At 45.5% G+C, this 17,351-nt stretch carries 15 protein-coding genes; 6 read left to right on the top strand and 9 right to left on the bottom strand.

Going from position 1 to position 17,351, the window contains the following annotated elements:
• The first annotated feature begins 130 nt into the window (after nt 1–130).
• Entirely contained in the window at nt 131–502 is a 372-nt protein-coding gene (locus QUB08_RS14880) for a hypothetical protein (RefSeq protein ID WP_333225426.1), read from the top strand.
• Here the strand turns inward: QUB08_RS14880 and QUB08_RS14875 are convergent.
• Nucleotides 470–1,747, bottom strand: a complete 1,278-nt coding sequence (locus tag QUB08_RS14875; RefSeq protein WP_333225425.1) for a serine hydrolase — start codon at nt 1,745–1,747, stop codon at nt 470–472. The genes QUB08_RS14880 and QUB08_RS14875 overlap by 33 nt on opposite strands.
• A 179-nt stretch (nt 1,748–1,926) precedes the next feature.
• Here QUB08_RS14875 and QUB08_RS14870 point away from each other — a divergent pair, with 179 nt between their 5' ends.
• On the top strand, nt 1,927–3,033 hold the full coding sequence (locus tag QUB08_RS14870) for an N-acetylmuramoyl-L-alanine amidase-like domain-containing protein (protein WP_333225424.1): 1,107 nt from the start codon (nt 1,927–1,929) through the stop codon (nt 3,031–3,033).
• 286 nt (nt 3,034–3,319) lie between these two features.
• On the opposite strand, the gene QUB08_RS14865 is transcribed toward QUB08_RS14870, so the two are convergent.
• A complete protein-coding gene (locus tag QUB08_RS14865; protein WP_333225430.1) occupies nt 3,320–4,657 on the bottom strand; it encodes a D-alanyl-D-alanine carboxypeptidase in 1,338 nt (445 codons plus the stop codon).
• Between the two features lie 669 nt (nt 4,658–5,326).
• Complete coding sequence (locus QUB08_RS14860; RefSeq protein ID WP_039886507.1) at nt 5,327–5,662, bottom strand: ribbon-helix-helix domain-containing protein; 336 nt, start codon at nt 5,660–5,662, stop codon at nt 5,327–5,329.
• A 577-nt stretch (nt 5,663–6,239) separates the two neighbouring features.
• On the opposite strand from QUB08_RS14860, the gene QUB08_RS14855 reads away from it, so the two are divergent.
• Nucleotides 6,240–6,755, top strand: coding sequence for an HNH endonuclease (locus tag QUB08_RS14855; RefSeq protein WP_333204319.1), 516 nt, complete (start codon nt 6,240–6,242; stop codon nt 6,753–6,755).
• Between the two features lie 160 nt (nt 6,756–6,915).
• Nucleotides 6,916–7,314 carry an alr0857 family protein gene (locus QUB08_RS14850; protein ID WP_333225423.1) on the top strand — a complete coding sequence of 133 codons (399 nt, stop codon included), beginning with the start codon at nt 6,916–6,918 and terminating at the stop codon, nt 7,312–7,314.
• Nucleotides 7,315–7,371: 57 nt separating this feature from the next.
• Here the strand turns inward: QUB08_RS14850 and QUB08_RS14845 are convergent, their stop codons facing one another.
• Entirely contained in the window at nt 7,372–9,531 is a 2,160-nt protein-coding gene (locus QUB08_RS14845) for a ShlB/FhaC/HecB family hemolysin secretion/activation protein (protein WP_333225422.1), read from the bottom strand.
• Between the two features lie 317 nt (nt 9,532–9,848).
• Nucleotides 9,849–10,715, bottom strand: a complete 867-nt coding sequence (locus tag QUB08_RS14840; protein ID WP_333225421.1) for a DUF928 domain-containing protein — start codon at nt 10,713–10,715, stop codon at nt 9,849–9,851.
• 422 nt (nt 10,716–11,137) lie between these two features.
• Here QUB08_RS14840 and QUB08_RS14835 point away from each other — a divergent pair, with 422 nt between their 5' ends.
• A complete protein-coding gene (locus tag QUB08_RS14835; RefSeq protein WP_333225429.1) occupies nt 11,138–12,829 on the top strand; it encodes a transglutaminase domain-containing protein in 1,692 nt (563 codons plus the stop codon).
• Between the two features lie 108 nt (nt 12,830–12,937).
• Nucleotides 12,938–13,078, top strand: a complete 141-nt coding sequence (locus QUB08_RS14830; RefSeq protein ID WP_333056396.1) for a hypothetical protein — start codon at nt 12,938–12,940, stop codon at nt 13,076–13,078.
• A 118-nt stretch (nt 13,079–13,196) separates the two neighbouring features.
• Here the strand turns inward: QUB08_RS14830 and QUB08_RS14825 are convergent, their stop codons facing one another.
• The 4 genes from QUB08_RS14825 to QUB08_RS14810 form a co-directional block, all read right to left on the bottom strand.
• Complete coding sequence (locus QUB08_RS14825; RefSeq protein WP_333225420.1) at nt 13,197–13,751, bottom strand: hypothetical protein; 555 nt, start codon at nt 13,749–13,751, stop codon at nt 13,197–13,199.
• A gap of 10 nt (nt 13,752–13,761) precedes the next feature.
• Nucleotides 13,762–15,156 carry an AAA family ATPase gene (locus QUB08_RS14820; protein WP_333225418.1) on the bottom strand — a complete coding sequence of 465 codons (1,395 nt, stop codon included), beginning with the start codon at nt 15,154–15,156 and terminating at the stop codon, nt 13,762–13,764.
• Between the two features lie 165 nt (nt 15,157–15,321).
• Nucleotides 15,322–16,308 (bottom strand): aldo/keto reductase, encoded by a 987-nt coding sequence (locus tag QUB08_RS14815; protein ID WP_333225417.1) that lies wholly within the window; start codon nt 16,306–16,308, stop codon nt 15,322–15,324.
• 143 nt (nt 16,309–16,451) lie between these two features.
• Complete coding sequence (locus tag QUB08_RS14810; protein WP_333225415.1) at nt 16,452–17,345, bottom strand: alpha/beta fold hydrolase; 894 nt, start codon at nt 17,343–17,345, stop codon at nt 16,452–16,454.
• Nucleotides 17,346–17,351: the final 6 nt, after the last annotated feature.

The following is a 17,351-nucleotide window of genomic DNA, read 5'->3' as shown; positions in this document are numbered from 1 at the left end:
CTCCCGTTCGACCTTGTAACAGGCTGGTCAGTTTTGACTTGCACGCTCGGTTTACTCTCCCAGATAATTAAGCCTTTTTTAGGCATTGGTGTAATCATACTGCCCACAATGTTAATCAGTCAAGTTAAGTATGACTAAGTTTAGTAAAGTTTTGGGGAATTTAGTCCATCTCTTAGGATATAACAAACCGGGTTTCTTGCTGCGGGTTTTACCTAAAAGCCTAGATTTGTGGTCAAGAAATTGGTTTTTTTGGTCGCCAGTGCCCATTTTTCGCAGAAACCGTTGTTTGTGCGTAATCTCACTTCTGAGTGCCCCGGAATTGTATAGCAGAAGTCCGATGGAAGTCGGAAGAAGGAAGAAGGAAGAAGCAATAGAATCAATCGTTTCAGCCATTAACAACGTCCTAACCGTCTTGGCGGTTGCTATAAAATCGAGTCAACAGTCAACAGTCAACTGGCCCTACTCCATATCACTGCAAAGTGCTGGGCCCACGAGCGTTTAGCCGATCGAAAACGTATCGGGAAATGGCCGGAAATGTTGTTTCGTCCTTGGCATAAGCCGGATCATCTGCGAAAACAACTAAGATATAAATCGCGCGATCGTCTAAAGTTCTAACAAATGCCGCTTCACTGCGGGATTTGGAAGTATAGCCAACTTTGGAACCAAAATAAATATTAGTTGGTAAAGATTCGCCGAGAAATCCTTTTATCGAATTGCTAGGGTCATTTTTCCATGCCTTGGGGTCTAAGTCTCTAGTCAGCAAGTAAGCCATTTTACGGCTGGCGACGCTGGAAACTGCTTGCCTAGTATAGATTTCATATATTAATCTGGCTGCTTGGTCGGTAGTTACTTGATTGCGAATCGGCACAGAAGCATCGCCCCGCAATTGCAAGTCGCGACCGATTGGTCCTTCTTGTCTTAAATAGTATATGGGATAATTTTTGGTGCTTATACGAAGATCATTGTAGCCTGCTGACTGGAAAAATGTGTTAATTTGAGTGCGCTTTTTCAGCCAGGTTTGCAACTCTTCTCCTGCGAGCCGTCCGCCGGATTTTGTATCTGTGATTTTGTCTAAAAGTCGGCTGGCAGCATCGTTGTTGGAGATGCGAATCATTTGCTCTAGGTCGTTTTTAAAGGCAGATTCTCTTTGCGTAATGATGCCTTTTTCTAGGGCGGAGTAAAACGCTGCCATCCAAAATAACTTGGCAACGCTAGCGGGAAATCGGAGAGTTTGATTTTGATATCCGGCAAAGGTGTGACTTTTGGAATTGCTGACATCAAATAAGGTAATTGATAGCCGTTCTGCGGGCATTCCTTTGGTGGTTGCAATCTTCACCGCTTCATCAACAATCCCTTGCAATTCTTGAGAGTAAACTGGATTGGGAGGTGTTTTTATGTTGTAGCTAAAGGTAGGCTCGCTTTGACGATCGGCTAAATTTTCCGATGGTTCAATTGTCGGAGGCGAGAGTGTTTCTTGAGGCGAGACGGCCTGTTGAGCCAAAATGACTGGCGGTTCTGGGGCGCGGCGAATTCTGAACGGTATTGTGACAATCCAACCGATCGCGATCGCCCCGGCAATTAAACACAGGATGTTACGGTATTTTAAGCGAGAAAATTTCGTCCTGACTCGACGACGGGATTGAACAGGAGGCTGGCTGCTTTGGCGTCGTGGCCCGATTGGGCCTAGGGGCTCGATGGGGCGTCGGGCGGGAATTGGGCGGGGGCGGCGTCGGCGTTCTACTTGCATTACAGTTTTGTGCTATCAAACTCGCATGATCAGTTTATAATAGGGCGGCATCTAAATGACAAGTGTATCGATCTAGTCCGCTGTTGCCAATTTTATCTGTCTACTAGGCTGATTGAGACTTCTAGTAATTGTAAAATTTTCAGGATAGCACTGAGTTGAAGCAAAATCCTTTAAAAAACATGAGAAATTTTTGGAGTCTGGCTGTTTTGGGATTTGCGATCGTCGGCGTGAATAATTCTTTGATACCTGATGTTTGGGCATTTCAGTCTCAATCTGCTACGGGATATGTTGTCGATCGACAAACAGCAGGACAGGGCGCGGATGTAGCGTTTTCGTTGACGGGAGAAAGCGAAAATCTGGAAATAACAAACAAGCAAACTGTTTCCAGTTTTCCGAGTATGTTGTGGGACTTCAACAATTTAGCGGAAATTTCCTATTCCGAATTGCTGAAAGTGCTTGCGAGACGATCGGACTCCAATAATACCGAGAGAGAAAACGTTGCACAGCCTGAAGACATAGCACGTTTTGAAAAGGTTGTACAGTATGCAAAACAACAAAATTTGCACGATCGCTTGATCGGAGAAATCGTCCAGGCTATCGCCGATAATTTCCAAGGATTGCCCTACGCCGCGGGTTTGCTGGACAAATCCGGCGAAGAAAAGTTGATTGTAACTTTGAATAAATTTGATTGCGTTTTATTTGTAGAAACCGTTTTGGCGATCGCCAGGGGCGTAGCAGTACAAGATTACGAGTATCAAAATTTTGTAAATCGTATAGAAGAACAGCGGTATTTAAACGGTAAAATCAACGGTTATTGCAGCAGATTGCACTATTTTTCCGAATGGATTAACGACAATCAAAAACGGCAAAATGTGGAAAATATTACCGCTGAATTAGGGGGAGTCCCCATGAATAAAACACTAAATTTCATGAGCCAGCACCGCAGCAGTTACCCGCAAATGGTCAAAGACGAAGCAACTTATCAGTGCATTGTCAGCCAAGAAGCAGACTTAGCCAAAACTACTGTTAATTACATCCCCACAAATCAGATAAAAAGTGTTTATTCTCAGTTAAAACCGGGGGATATTATAGCGGTAGCCACGGATGTTAAAGGATTGGATGTCACCCACACAGGTTTAGTCTACCGCAATGCTGACGGCAATATGGGTTTAATTCACGCTTCGCCGGCTGGGGAGGTGACAGTTGCTTACGACTTGCACAGATATATTAGCAGAGTCGAAAGTGCGATCGGGATTGTAGTCGCTAGGGCGAAAAAACCTCATTAAATTAGTTTGTACTCCTAGCGTATATCAGCTTGCATTATTTTATATCAAAATTTAAATTTTCTGTGCTGACCAGGAATTTCTTGATGGTACCCGCCACGTGATTTATCCGTGGAATCAATCCCAAATCGAAAATCGAAAATCCTCAAGCCCGCATTTATCCGTGGGGTCGCCTCTAAAATCTAAAATCTAAAATCTAAAATCTAAAATCGATTGACGCACCCTACAAACTCTGTTGTGGGGTGGGCTTCTAGCCCGCCCGGAATATACAAATTAAATGCACAACAGTTTATTGAACAATTTCGCTGCGGGATACCTTACTCTTTCTAGTAGGATTTGGCGTTAATTCCGGTGGCGAAACTTGAACACTTCCCCACTCATTCAAAAAGCTTTTCAGCAAAACCTCTTGCTGAGTGCGAAATGTCTCGACATTTGCCCCTCCATTCATAATCACAAACCACACAGTTTCTTGTTTTTGAGTTGGCAGGGCTCCGCCCAAAGCGCTAACATTATCCAACGTGCCAGATTTGACTACTGCTAATTGGGGAAGCGCCCGTTCTGCCAGTATTCCTTCATCTTTCCCAACTACAGTTAAGAGATCAGCAACTGTCATGCTGTAAGGTTCAAGATAGCGTTCTAAAGCTAGAAATAACGCGCAAGCAGCCCGTGGAGAAATGAGATTTTCTTCGCTCAATCCCGAACCGTTGACGAGTTGAATTTCTGCGGGCGGAACTCCGGTTGCTGCTGCGGCTTTTTGCGCGACTGTTTTAGCGCCGCCGACAGTATCAGCTAGCATATCTGCCATGAGATTGTTGCTGTACTGATTCATTTTTTTGATCAGTTCAGCCAGGGGCAAAGAATAATGTTTGACTAAAGGCTGCACGTCATTGGGAGATGCTGGCAAAACTTGTACAGTACCCTCAATTGCTATTTGGGGTTTTGGCGTATTGGGAGGCAGGGTTTGATACTGGGCGGCGGCTTCGCTGGGCCAGATTTGACTGTTCAATCCTTGTTTGAGCAATTCTCCAGATTTGAGGGGATCAAGTTCAAAGTTCATGTAAAACTTATCGACAATTATCAAATTGCCAGTGACTCGCTTGATGCCTTTTTGATTTAAGGCGTTACCAAGGGCGATCGCCTCTTCCCAAACAAACAACGGATCTTCGCTTCCGCCAACAATTAAATCGCCTTTTAATACGCCGTTTTCAATTTTTCCCGTTGTACCAATTAAGGTAATAAATTGATGTTCCGGCCCGAATTGTTGCAGGGCTACGAGAGATGTTGCTACTTTGGTAATAGAAGCGGCTGACAGAGGAACTGTACCTTGATGATTGGCTAGCAAAGTATTGCCAGATTGCATCCAGACGCCTTGGTTTTCTTTGGCAAAACCTTGGGCAGCCAACCCGTTGAGATATTGCTGGATTTTGGTATTTGTGGGGGTTTCGGGGTTGGTAGCAGAGACTATTAAGGGTAAGGGCTTCGGCTGACTTGGTTTAACTGGCGGCGGGGAAGATTCAGCTACAGGAGAGGGAGATGCAAGTTGAGGTGATTCAGTAGCGGCGCATCCGGCAATAATTGTGAGAAGGGCGATCGAACTCGCAGCAGTCAAGTAGCGGTTTTTCAGCATTACGTTAATTTTTTTCATCAAATGTACGATCGTCTGTTCGGCACGCCCGATGGAAAGTTTAGCACTAGCCCGCGCGTTTTGGAGCATCCGCATCTGCGTTACCAGAATTGCGAACCGCTAACATTAGCTATCTCCTTCTCCATCTTTCTTCGTGCTCTACCTACGGGAACGGCTTCGCCGAACGCGCCTTCGTGGTTCGTTAAATAGATATTGTTTAAATACTGCGGGATTTTATACCAATAGCCCGGACTGTTTTTAGTTCGTAATCTGAAACCCTGAATTTTCGTTGGTAGCTCACATCTTGGATTATTCTCAAGAACAGGCAAGATGCCTGTTCCACAACAAGTGCAATTTCTTGTGGGGAGTAGGGGTTGGGCAGGAGAGCCCGCCCATAAAAAGCTTATTGAAAATGGTGCCAAATGTCAGTTGGTAGTTCGATTGCCGAATCGCCTTGAAATCCTTATTCTACGGTTGGCACTCAACAACTGTCCGAAGTATTCTTATACCAGTTCAAAAAAAAATGCAATTCTAGGCAACCTCCAAACCTTTATCTCATAAGTCATTCCCAAATCTAAAATCTAAAATCTAAAATCTAAAATAGAATGATCTTCAGCGCCTGGGGCCTTCACCCCAGGCCGATCGCTCTCACAAATTTAAGGGTAAACTGGTTTATCCAGCCATACTCCCTATACTCAGCGGCACCATTTCGCCGTGCATTGTCAGGCCTAATAACATCGGGCCGCCCGGTCGAATCAACTCTCCTGTAAGCGCGCAGCGTTCCTCCTGCTGTGCTGTGGCATTAATGCTGGCTCGAATATCCGATCGAGAAAACATCTGCCGATACTCTCCAGACTTCTGCTGCACGTAATTCCAGAGCAAATCTCGAATCAAAGCTTGATAGCCTTGATTGCCTGCGAGCTCTTTAAGTCTCTCCTTGAGCTCTCTTTCGAGTCGAATGCTGGTGACTTCCATTTCGGTGGTTGAGGTTCTAGGTAGGGTATGCATAATTTTTTCTCCGTGACGGGTGGACATATGTGTAATATCAGTGTAGTATGTTTAAAGCTAGATTTAAAGGTCTCTTACCACTTTCTGCCGACTTTGAAATTTCTCCCCACCTACTCCACCTATCAACTGAAGTGCGATCGCCCCACGGGTTGCTCCGAGTCGTTACGGCACGTCTTTAGCACGGGTTTGGCGACTGTCGCAGCGACCTCGTGGGCGGACCAGGGCCTAAATAAACACGGTTATAGTGGATTAGGACAAATAGCAGAAATTAATTACAACGAGGTAGACCGGCACGGTCTGCAAGTGGCACAGCCAGATCGAGAGACGCGAAGCGGGAGGTACAGCTAAACAACTGTACCAAGACAGGATGAAAATTTGCATGAAAGCAGTTTTTCTGGCCCCCGCTTCTAAGTAAGAGAAGCGGGGGCATTTGATTGGATATTTGATAAATTCGATCGGCTTGGGGAACTGGCAAAAAATCAGATGTAGCCAATGCTGACGAAGCAACCAAAATTCAAAATCGACAATCTAAAATTCACAATCTAAAATCTAAAATCCAAATGAGGAGGAGCAAGCCGTGACCGTAGTAACTGATGTATTGAGGCAATCTGTGGTGGTATTTTCTCAGAATTACCTACCAATGAGCCGTGTCAACATCAAACGGGCGATCGTACTGTTGGTAACAGGCAAGGCTGAACCTCTTGATTTTAGCATTGGCAACGGCTGGCTGGTGCGATCGCCCAGCACCAGCATCCACGTACCCGAACAAATCCGCTTGACTTTTGGTAACAGGGAACGCCTGTGGAAAGTGCCCCCGGTTAATCGCCGGGAAGTTCTGCGCCGCGATGCTCATTCTTGCCAATACTGCGGTAGCAATCGGCATTTGACGCTGGATCACGTGATGCCTCGATCGAAGGGCGGCCCGCATACTTGGGACAACGTGGTGACTGCTTGCGAACGGTGCAACTCTCGTAAGGGCGATCGAACTCCCACAGAAGCTGGAATGTCTCTGCGAACTAAGCCGAAGGCCCCCATACACCCCACTGTTGCTTTTGCGGAACTGTTTTGGCACGAATATCAAATTGGGGAATAGGGAATGGGAAGAATTTTAGATTTTAGATTTTAGATTTTAGATTTTAAATTGATGCGTAATGCTCGTCTAAAATCTCCCCTAACTCTCAATTCCCAATTCCCGATTACCAATTTTCAATTATCAATTTTCAACTTTCAATTCCAAATTTAGGGCTGTCAATATGCTGAAGTTGACTTATACTGAAACGGGCTTTAACCTCGAGCGTTTGGCTCAATCTCCCGAACAGTTAGTGGCGCTGCGAGTTGTCCTGGCTATGCGAGTTGGTCAAAGCATCAGCGTCGAACCGAGCACTGCGGCATTTTTGCTGCCCGCGAATTTGCCAGCGCTGTCTCTGTTGGAATCTGAGGCGCGCCGAAACGACAACGATGCGATCGAGCTTTGTGTGGCTGATGCTGACTTTGTAGAAGTGACTCTGCGCGGTACGTGGATTTCTGAGGCGTCTGAGGGGGCTGACGGCGTGTTTGCGACTGTTTTGGGCGATCGGGCAGAGCTCTTGCTGCTCAAACTCTGGCTCGAAACTCAGGCTGCTGCGGAGGTTGTCGGGGAAGTCGGCGATTAATATCGGATGTGGAAGGAAGAGGGAAGAGGGAAGATTTCTCTCTTTCCCCCTCTCTTCTTAAGGCGTATAAATTATGTTAAAGTAAATTCCATTATCTTGCAGATTCTCGCCCCGATCGCTAATTCTCACCAAAGGAAAAGCGTAATCTACCCGCAGATTCACCCGCTGTATCGGTTCCCAGATTACCCCCAAACCCAAACCTGCTAAAAATGTCTGATTGGTTAATGTATTAGGATTGTTAGCAACGTTCCACACCGTACCCGCATCCAAAAATGGAGCTAATTGTAGTTTAGGATTTCCCGAAGCATCGCGCTGCAAAGTAATCCGATCTTCGATGGAAACTCTGAAGCCGTTATCGCCAGAACGGACATTTTGGCGGTAGCCGCGCAAAGATTGCCCGCCACCAATTACAAATTGCTGGGAAGGCAACAAACTATTAGCTGACAACTGCAAGTCTGCCTGCAAAATTAATAAATGTTTGTCATTCAATCGCTGTACTCGCTGCAATTGACCCAGCCAACTAAAAAATTGTCCGTCAGGATCTGAACCTTCGTTTTGAGTAGCATCAAACAAGCTAGTGCCGATCGTAAATTGCGATCGCACGGCCCAAGCACCCTGCGGGTCGCGCCGAATGTAGTCCTGTCCCAGCTTAATTGCGCTCGTAGTGGTGACACCATTGGAGTCCGGGCCGATGCCAAAAGGATACGGTTCGCCGGTGAGAAAAGTTCTGCCTGTTTGATACGTAAAACCGGCAGACAAGGCAAATTCTTCGATCGGCGTTCTCCGCAGCGGTTGGCGGTAACTAACTTCAAATAAATGCGATTTTCCCGAAATGTCCAAACTGTTATAAGGTGCTTGTACGATACTGTTGCGGTTCGGTGCCGCCCTCAATTGCAAAGTGCCGTTCATCGCATTTAGCGGCACGCGATAGCTGAAATCAAACACATCTGAATCGCCGAGCGAGCGGTAATAAGCCGCCGCAAGTTCGTCGCCATTTCCTGTTATATTGCGGTGCCGCAAACTAACTCCCAATCTTTCGGAACCGACACTGGGAGGCGAGTAATTGTCAAAGCTGAAAGTAGGTTGAAATGGATTAGCTTCCAAGACTCGGACGATCAGAATGCTCTCGCCTTCATTATCCCCAGCCCGCAGACTGGCTTCTACATTGTCAAATAAAGGATCGACTCGCAGCAACCGGAGTTGGTCTTCTAATGAAGCTGTGCTTAAAGGCATTCCGGCACCGAGTCGAATCCGGCTACGGATGTAACTTGGATGCAATCTTTTAGTTCCTTCTACCTCAATTCGGGCTAGCTTGCCTTCAATCACTTGAATTTGGACTACCCCTGCGGTGATAGTTTGGGGTGGCAAGACTGCTCTCGAAGTGATGTAGCCACGATTGAGGTAAATTTCGGTAATTTTGTCAGCGATTTGTTTGAGCTGTTCTAGGGTGGTAGAACGGCCTTCTAAGGGGTTGACTAAGGCATTAATTTCATCTTGGCTTAAAATTGTGCTGCCAACTACTTGAATTTTCTGCACCTCAATTGGTGTATTCGGCAGGGTTGGGGGAACTGGCGACGAGGGCCCCGGCGCTACTGTTGGCGGTACTTGGGGAGGTTCTGGGGAAGGCTGCGGGGCGGGTTGCAGAAATCGATCGCGATTTGGATCTGGCTGAGTCGGCGGCGACGGTAACAGCGGATCTTGTAACCGCTCGCGGTTTAAGTCGGGCGGGAGGTTTCCCGGTGGCGTCTGTGGGTTCTGGGCTAAAAAATTACAATCTAGCTGGTTCTGACATTGGGGATCGTTGTCAACCAGATTTTTTGCTACGGGCAAGATGCCCGTACCACAATCAATCAAACTGCTTGTGGAACAGGCAGCTTGGCTGTTCTCGGCGGGGTTCGATTGTGTTTCTGGTTCGGGGTTTGTCTCGATCGAATCGGGAAGCTGATTTAAGTTTGTTGCTGTTTCATCCTGCTTGATTTCCAGTTTTTGCAGTGCTAATACTTGATTGCCCGTATCTGCTGAGTTGTCAGCGGCGACGGGCAACTGAGAAATATCCTTGGTTTGGGATATAGCTTTATTGGCATAAAAGCAAGCCATCGGGAGCGCAGTTAGAAGTGAAATTCCCAACCGAAATAGTGCAATATTTGCATTCGGGCGCATAATTAATAATTTCTCTAAAATAAGTTTGTCGGCTGCTTGACTATGCCAGTTTATCATTTAGTATTAGGCGAAATTTGACAATCAAAATCTCCACAGTCCGGCTTTCAAGCAGCCAGAAGTCCGAACTGCGGATCAGTACAAAAATTTTAATTTATTTAGGACGATCGACCAAACAACCCCCAACAGGCAAAAATCATCTGTGGCGCTGCCAAATACCGCCCTCGAAACCGAGTTTTTCGTACTTGCTGCACCCGTCCTACCATTTTAGATTTTAGATTTTAGATTTTAGATTTTAGATTTGGCAATGACTTATGGCTATCAGGGTTTGGGACACGGGCCTACCGTTGCATTCTTTGCGTGAAACTGGTGTTGAATTATTTTCTTGTGATAGGTGTTAACTCACTTGCGACTAATGGTTCTTGGGCTATTTTGCCGAGTTCGACTGAGTTCAACACTGCTGACCACTTGAGCGCTAAACTGGCATCGCTGGGAGACTGGAGACGCAATTGAGCTAGAGTTGCCAGGTACTCGTACCAGAGATTTTGTTGGGCGAAGATGCTGAGCTTGGTGAGGTCGGACGATCGATCCAACTCTGTTTTCACGGTTGGGGCGACTGCTGTGCGGTTGATCCACCCGGAAACGAGAACATCATCTGTTGTATTTTTTGGGTTGCATTTGATAGTAAAGTACCATTGATAGTTTTTGCCAACTTCTAGGGCTGGCGAGTTTTCATCGGAGCCGAGGCTGACGCTAACTACACCTGCACGGCTAGTTACCATGCGAAAACTTTTTTTGTATAGTGTTTTGTCCCTTTCGTCTGCTAACTCAAACTGAACTGTTTTGTCGAGGGCGACGGGAAGGTAGTAGAAAAATGTTGGCTTTGCTGATATGGTTTGCCCCATAGTTGATTGGGGAATCAAGGCAGTTAAGGCAGTTGTGGCCGTGGGGCATTCTAAGCCGCGGGTTCCTCCCCCTTCCCGCCTTCCGGGTACTCCGTCCTCCGGCGGTTGAAAGCTATTCCACGCGGCTCCCAATTGCTGGCTGTTCGGTCTGCTTCCGCTTACTTGGGCGGGTTGAACTGTTTGCCAGTTGAGGGGTAGCTGCGGTGGTGAGGCGCGCTGGACAATGTTTGCGGGGCTGTTGAGAGCCTCTGCAGGTATTAAAAAACTACCGGCGGCAACTGCCTCTAAAGACAGAATTAAGGAAAGAGCACCGATATTTAGAGCAGACTTCAAAGCCATGACGAACCTGCCTTCTGATGAACCTAGGAACTTTATCGCACGGTTTTATTCTATCCAAGGTTTTGACGGATATAGTAATCTGTTGTACTTAATTTATATCTTCAGGCAGATACGATTATTTGGGTCGCTCTGTTCAACATAGAATTCTCTGTCGCGTTTGTCAGTGGTAGCTTAGTAGTTATACTTACTTCCATTCACTGCAGCAGGTTGGGTTGATCTTGTTAAACCCAACTTTGACAAAGACTAATATTCGGGGTCTTTTAACTCTAGCAAGAGGCTACAACGGGTCTTTTCGTAAAAACACCTCGTTGATGCGTCAGTCCTGGATATCAGGAAACTCGGCAATTTTGCTGGTGAACCTCAAGCGATCGGCTACAAGTTACAAATCAGGTTTTCTGTACAATACCGGCAAGAAATTTAGCATGAATCTCGATTCACCTGTTCTCTCGGACAAACAGCCTTCGGGGCTGCGGATGGTAAGACCCATCGGAGTCTTGGCACTGCACGGCATTGCTTTTTTAGGAAATAGGTTGTTCGCTGTCGATCGCGCCGAAGGGCTGCTATTGGAGATCGATCGAGAAAGTGACAACACTACTGTTTTGAATCCTTATCAAACGGCTAAGTTTGCCGGCGCAACGGGGCTGGCTATTTCGGAAGATACTCTCTGGTTTGCGCGGGATGAGGATATTTGTTGCTGTCGGGGCGCAATTCTGGACGGGGCGATAACTGAACTCAAACCGGAACATTTTGTTTCACTTTCTTATCCTGCTGACGGGATTGCTGTTTGGAAATCTACGCTTTATGTGACTTGCCAGAGATTGGGCTATATTCTGGTTTTTGACCTGAAAACTGGTAGAGAAATTACTCGGTTTTACGCTCCCGGTATTGGGGTAGAAAATATCACAGTCCGGGATGAGGAAATTTGGGTTTGCGACAAGACTGAGCAAACTGTTTACTGTTTGGAACGGGGAACTGGGGAGATTAAATTTAGCGTTTTGACTCCCTTTGAGTCGCCTTCGGGTTTGGCTTTTCACAAGGATTCCGAAACGGGGGAGGAGGTTCTGTACGTGGCTTATGCCGGGGATGAACTTTACATCCGGGATGACCCGAATTCGGAAGATCCTTTTCAGTTGACGAAGCGCGATCGCACTTTTATTCACCCTTTGTCTTTTCACTACAATGAAGCCGAGCGCTACGCTCTGTCAAACGGTTTTTTGATGGAAATGTCTTATGTGGAGGAACTGTCTCCCCTCGATGAGGTAGAAATCGAAAATTTGGAGTGGCGGATTGCTTTGCCTTCGCAAACTCACCGACAAAAGGTCAGGAAAATTACGCCGATTGGAATGCCTTTTACTGAGGAAATTCAGGAAGGAGAACGGGTGGCGGTGTTTAAGTTTGATCGGCTGCACCTTGGGGAACGCCGAATTTTTGGCTGGAAGGCTTTGTTAGAAGTTCGATCGATTAAGTATCAGTTGTCGCCTCGGGATGTCGAAAAGGCTCCGAAGCTGTCGCCGGAGTTCGCAGCTAAGTATTTGGTGGATAATGACAATTTGGCGATGGATACGGAGATTGTGCGATCTGCTGCTGTGGCTGCCATTGGCTCGGAAACTAACATTCTCAGGCAATTGTTGAGCATTCGTAATTTTGTTTACGATCAACTTTCTTACGGAATTAGGCCTCACATTGACACTCCCGATATTGTGCTGCGCCGTGGTATCGGTTCCTGCGGCGAATACGTGGGACTTTTGTTAGCTTTGGCTAGGTTAAACGGGATTGCTTGCCGCACGATCGGCCGCTATAAGTGTCCGGCTTTTGGTGACAGAAAAGGTGTGTCGCTGGAGCCGGATTTCAATCACGTTTGGCTGGAATTTTACATTCCAGGTTTTGGCTGGGTGCCGATGGAATCTAATCCTGATGATATTCAAGACAGAGGCCCTTATCCGTTGCGATTTTTTATGGGTTTGGCTTGGTATCACGTAGAAATTGGCAAGGGAATCCGGTTTCAAGGTCTCACCAGCGGCGGTCTTCCTTTAAACAAGGAGGATGTTTCCGTGGGGAGTCTGGCAATTAATCATGTGAGGTTTACCATTTTGGAAGAGTTGCCCGCAGTGTGAAGGGAGTGTTAACAGTTAACAGTTAGCCGTCAAAATTAAACTGTTAATTGTTAACATTTTTCATCTAAAATCGAAAGTATAAAATGTAAAATCAGAGGAAGAGGGGTTGTGGAATTTTCGATTGCTAATTTTCTCGTTTTAGTGGCCTTTGTACTACTGCTGACGGTGACTGGCGGGGTTGCTTATTTGACGGCGGTTGAGTGGCGCGATCGCAGGCGGTTAGATAAGGCTAAACGGAAAAAAAAGTAGCTCTTTGCTGTTGACAAATTGCATCTTTTATGATAAAAAACAATGCGACCTGGTGTGGTCGCCTTGTTTTTTTGAATGTGAACCGCAGATTAACGTATAAGCCCAGAGGATATTTTTTCTACTTTATTTTGTTTTTCTTACCTGCACCTATTGTAGGGGGTATACCTCGCAAAATATTGCCTAAATCATTATTTGTGCGACTATATTCAAAATTATTTTTCTTAAACACCTTAGATAACTTATTTTGATACTCCTGATGTTCGTGGGGTACAGAACCAGCAGACCCATAAATGAACGCTTTTGGTTTATAAATAGAATTTAGATGTAATTTGAAACTGGTGTAAGTATTAATTACTTGATCTGTTGCATGACCTAAATCACTAATATTATCTTTTAATTCTACAAAACAGATGACGCGCTCCTTCTCTTTAGCGTAAAAAACTATCAGATCGCAAATTGTTTGACCTGTTTGTTTTCCCCATAAAAATTCACGCAACTTACAATCAGGATTTGATTGATCATCAATGTTAAAAAAAAGTATCGTTTCACCCGGTTTGGGTTCTACTTTTACTGAAGCTTTTTTTTCTTTAAAAGAGGTTTGACCGGGAAGTAAACAAGGGGATAAAAGCAAAATTTCAAAAGGCAGCAAAGTATCAAAAGTATCAGAAGCCATCAACTATCTCTCAATCTTTTACTTTTAGTAAACTAGCATAAATTTGAGAAACATCATCAGACACTTTGCCAAAAGTTTCCCAATTTATTGTACCTTCTTCACTGATAATGTTTTTGGCTGTTCCATCTTCAAACAAATAGACTGAAACTTTTTCTTGAGAAATAAAAGCCTCTTTTCGCTCTAAATAAAACATTTTTTTAATGCTATCCGGCTCTTCATGCTTAGCGGCTTGCATCAGATTAGCAAGATGGTCAACAATGTACGGACTATGGGTTGTAATTAAGACGTGCAGCCCAGCATTAACTAACATTGCTAAGAATTCAGCAATTTCCACTTGAGCTGCTGGGTGTAAGTTCATTTCGGGTTCGTCAATTATCAGCAACTCATTGGGTTCTACTAAATAGCGCAAACAGAGAACTAATGGAGCTAGTTCTTTTACCATTGAGGAAACAATCGGCATCTCTAACTTGGTGTTTTCTTTAGGTTGAAAAAGTAGTTCTTTTCGGAATTCGGATGTCTCAAAACCAACCGTTCCTTGTAAAATCTCCTTTTCCAAAAAATTAGCCAACTTGACATATTCCCCTAGCTGCAGATTTTCCTTTATTTCCTCTTCTCTGTCTTTTTTTTGATAACTAGCTAAAATCATCTCTAAAAAACGCTTTACTGGTTCAACTAAAGGCGTCCCTCTTTGTTCAAGTTCAGATTTATCTGTGTCTGTTAAAAGTTCTTCACTTATAACTTCTCGACGTTTAAAAGAGCTAAATGGAAAAGTTATAAAAGTCGTTCTTTCAGTAGGAAATGTATATACATAAGCATAAAACTCTCTGTGGAGAAGCTGGAAAATTTCCCTAACCAGGAATTGCTTGATCACTTTTTCAGGGAGCTTTTTTAAAATATCTCCTTCTGCATAAAAGTATAGTATATTATTTCCTGTTTCTTTAACAGCATTTAGTAACCCTAAAGAAATGTTTCTCTGTACTGAAGCTGCTTTTATCTTTTTCAAAAACTCTGCCTTTGTTTCTGCTAAATTTAAATGTACTTTCAAATCATTAAATTTTGCTCTATCGGTAGCCATAAACGATCGCATCCAGTTTGGAGCTAAACGAGCCACCTCATTAATATAAGTTTCGGCATATTCATTAGCAAATTGAACAGCGTCAATTTGTGCATTACCTTCCTCAAAAAGTTGCTGAAGTGCGCTATCTAAGGTTGGATATCCTTGTTGGGTGTTACCGTCAAGATAAGCTTTCAAGTAATGTCCGTATCCCTGCTGCCCAAAGATAGCTGACAAAGTGTATGCAGCCCAAGTTTTGCCTTCACCATTACCACCAATAAAAACTGTTAAAGGCTTCAAATCAATTTCAGCTTTTTTAATAACACCTAAGTTTCTAATTTTTACTTTCATTGAATATTTTCCTATTGATACACTATCAGATCGAGGGTACGATCGGCAGTGAGTTTTATTTATGTTTAGTTACTCAACTCATTCTACCAGGATTCGTCATTTATGCTCAAAATTAACATAAAGGAGAAATGCGACGCGATCGCGCCGCATTTCCCAACATCAGATCTAAGTCCACGCTCTGAAAAATGTATTTTCTTGCCAAGCGGCGGCGGTGCGTTTTTCAAGTGCTGCCATTTCTGTTTTGTTCAGGGGTTTGAATGCTTGGGCGACTTTGAAGTTTTCTTCTAATTGCTTTACTGAGTCGGCGGCGATGACGCAGCAGTGCACGCCGGGAAGTGAAAGGGTGTAGCCCATTGCTTGGTGCATTCCATCTAAAACACCGTTCTGAAATAATTTGCCGTAAGCTGGTATTTTCATGGCTATGACGCCGATATTTTTGGCTTTGGCGACTGGTAAAGCGCTGGTAACAAACGAGCGCGGGTGATGTTTTTCGGCGGCGTTGAGGCAGATTAATGTTGTGTCAAAAGGATAGCGCTGCAAGCCTGCAGCAATGATGGCTGGTTCGTGGTGTCCGGTGATGCCGGAAAAACGAATTATTTTTTGCTGTTTGGCTTCTTCGATCGCCTTTATTGCTCCTTTAGCACTGAAAATTTGGTCTAATTCGGCTTGGAATGAGACGTGGTGGAGTTGCCACAAGTCTAGTCGATCGGTTTTCAATCTTTTGAGCGATTGTTCTAAGTCTCTCCACGCGCCATCTCTGTCTCTGGCGGAGGTTTTTGTGGCTAGGAATAGGCGCGATCGATATTTGGGCAAAACTTTGCCTAAGTTTTCTTCGCTTGGCCCGTACTCGGCCGCCGTGTCAAAATAGCGAATGCCTAGTTCGATCGCGCGTTCAATTTGTACCGCCGCTTCTGCTTCTCTGCCCTTCTGCGACAGCGGTGTTTGTCCGCCTCCCCCCAAACCGAAAATCGGCACTTTCACGCCGGTGTTGCCTAACAGTCGTTCTGGCATTTTTACTGGGGCGGCCGCCTGGTTATTGGGTGCGGCTGCGATTTCCCGATCCTGCTGTTCGATCGCCTTAGCGCCTGCAATGCCGCTGGCAACAGCTATACTGCTCAATATAAAATTGCGGCGAGTCTTTTTGCGGGTCATTGTTTCCGTCTCCTCAGAATATATGAGAGAAATTAACCGCGTTTGTGTTGGCACAATACATAAAATTTTACTGCAAATCAGATAATTTTCCCCCTCTCCGAGGGAGGAGAGGGCCGGGAGAAAATTATCTATGTGCCGATCAACTATTGGTCAATTATCCATGCGCGAATCAGTTCGTTTATCTGTTCTGGTACTTCGTCGTGGGGACAGTGACCAGCTTTGATAAAGTGTTCTGTTAACTGCGGATAGTGTTTGCGAAATTTAGCGCTTCTTTCTGTGGAATTCATCCACGGATCGCCTTCTCCCCACAGCATTAGCAACGGGCAGGTTAATTGACTCAGTAATACGTCAATTTTTTCGCCTTGGGGTGTTCGGAATACGGAGGCGAATACTTTGGGGGCACCGGGATCGCAGGAGGGAAGGTATATTTCTTCTACTAATTGGTCTGTGACGGCGCTTTGGTCGAGATATACTTTTTCTAGGGTTTTCCGAATTGTCGATCGCTGGCGCACGTACTGGAACAGCAGAAAACTTGCCCAATCTTGCTGAAATAAAGTTTTAGCTACCGTAGATATGGCTTTTTGCAAGGGCGGGGCTTCGGGTGCGGGCTGCGGTTCGCTGAAGGGGCCGGCGCTGTTGATTAATATGAGTCCGGCTGCTGATTCGGGGCGCTGGGCTGCTACACACAAGGCGGCGTAGCCTCCGAGGGAGTTGCCGGCTAGTACGGCGGGTCGGCCGATGATGTTGGTGATAAAATCGTGGAGTTGGTCGCGCCAGAGGTCGCCGCTGTACTGTAATTCGGGTTTTGCCGATCGCCCAAATCCCAAAAGGTCGATCGCCCACACTTCAAAGTCTTTGCTCAGCCCGCTGATATTTTTGCGCCAGTGGTCTGTCGAGGCTCCAAAACCGTGAATTAACAGCAGGGGAGGGCGTTCTGGATGCCGATCGCCGGATCGAACATAGTATACTGAATGCCCCCGCCACTGCCAGTAAGTGCCGGCTATGGGGGCTGTGGTGATGGCTGGGGTTGTTTGCATGATGTA

The organism is Microcoleus sp. BR0-C5, from assembly GCF_036705045.1.
Lineage (GTDB): Bacteria > Cyanobacteriota > Cyanobacteriia > Cyanobacteriales > Microcoleaceae > Microcoleus.
This window is presented reverse-complemented; position numbering and strand designations above follow the sequence as displayed.

Bases quoted from the DNA above. Each gene is read 5' to 3' on its own strand.
- QUB08_RS14860 (WP_039886507.1), bottom strand. From the start codon at position 5,662: ATGCATACCCTACCTAGAACCTCAACCACCGAAATGGAAGTCACCAGC.
- QUB08_RS14820 (WP_333225418.1), bottom strand. From the start codon at position 15,156: ATGAAAGTAAAAATTAGAAACTTAGGTGTTATTAAAAAAGCTGAAATT.
- QUB08_RS14880 (WP_333225426.1), top strand. From the start codon at position 131: ATGACTAAGTTTAGTAAAGTTTTGGGGAATTTAGTCCATCTCTTAGGA.
- QUB08_RS14865 (WP_333225430.1), bottom strand. From the start codon at position 4,657: ATGCTGAAAAACCGCTACTTGACTGCTGCGAGTTCGATCGCCCTTCTC.
- QUB08_RS14870 (WP_333225424.1), top strand. From the start codon at position 1,927: ATGAGAAATTTTTGGAGTCTGGCTGTTTTGGGATTTGCGATCGTCGGC.
- QUB08_RS14840 (WP_333225421.1), bottom strand. From the start codon at position 10,715: ATGGCTTTGAAGTCTGCTCTAAATATCGGTGCTCTTTCCTTAATTCTG.
- QUB08_RS14845 (WP_333225422.1), bottom strand. From the start codon at position 9,531: ATGATAAACTGGCATAGTCAAGCAGCCGACAAACTTATTTTAGAGAAA.
- QUB08_RS14850 (WP_333225423.1), top strand. From the start codon at position 6,916: ATGCTGAAGTTGACTTATACTGAAACGGGCTTTAACCTCGAGCGTTTG.
- QUB08_RS14875 (WP_333225425.1), bottom strand. From the start codon at position 1,747: ATGCAAGTAGAACGCCGACGCCGCCCCCGCCCAATTCCCGCCCGACGC.
- QUB08_RS14835 (WP_333225429.1), top strand. From the start codon at position 11,138: ATGAATCTCGATTCACCTGTTCTCTCGGACAAACAGCCTTCGGGGCTG.
- QUB08_RS14815 (WP_333225417.1), bottom strand. From the start codon at position 16,308: ATGACCCGCAAAAAGACTCGCCGCAATTTTATATTGAGCAGTATAGCT.
- QUB08_RS14825 (WP_333225420.1), bottom strand. From the start codon at position 13,751: ATGGCTTCTGATACTTTTGATACTTTGCTGCCTTTTGAAATTTTGCTT.
- QUB08_RS14810 (WP_333225415.1), bottom strand. From the start codon at position 17,345: ATGCAAACAACCCCAGCCATCACCACAGCCCCCATAGCCGGCACTTAC.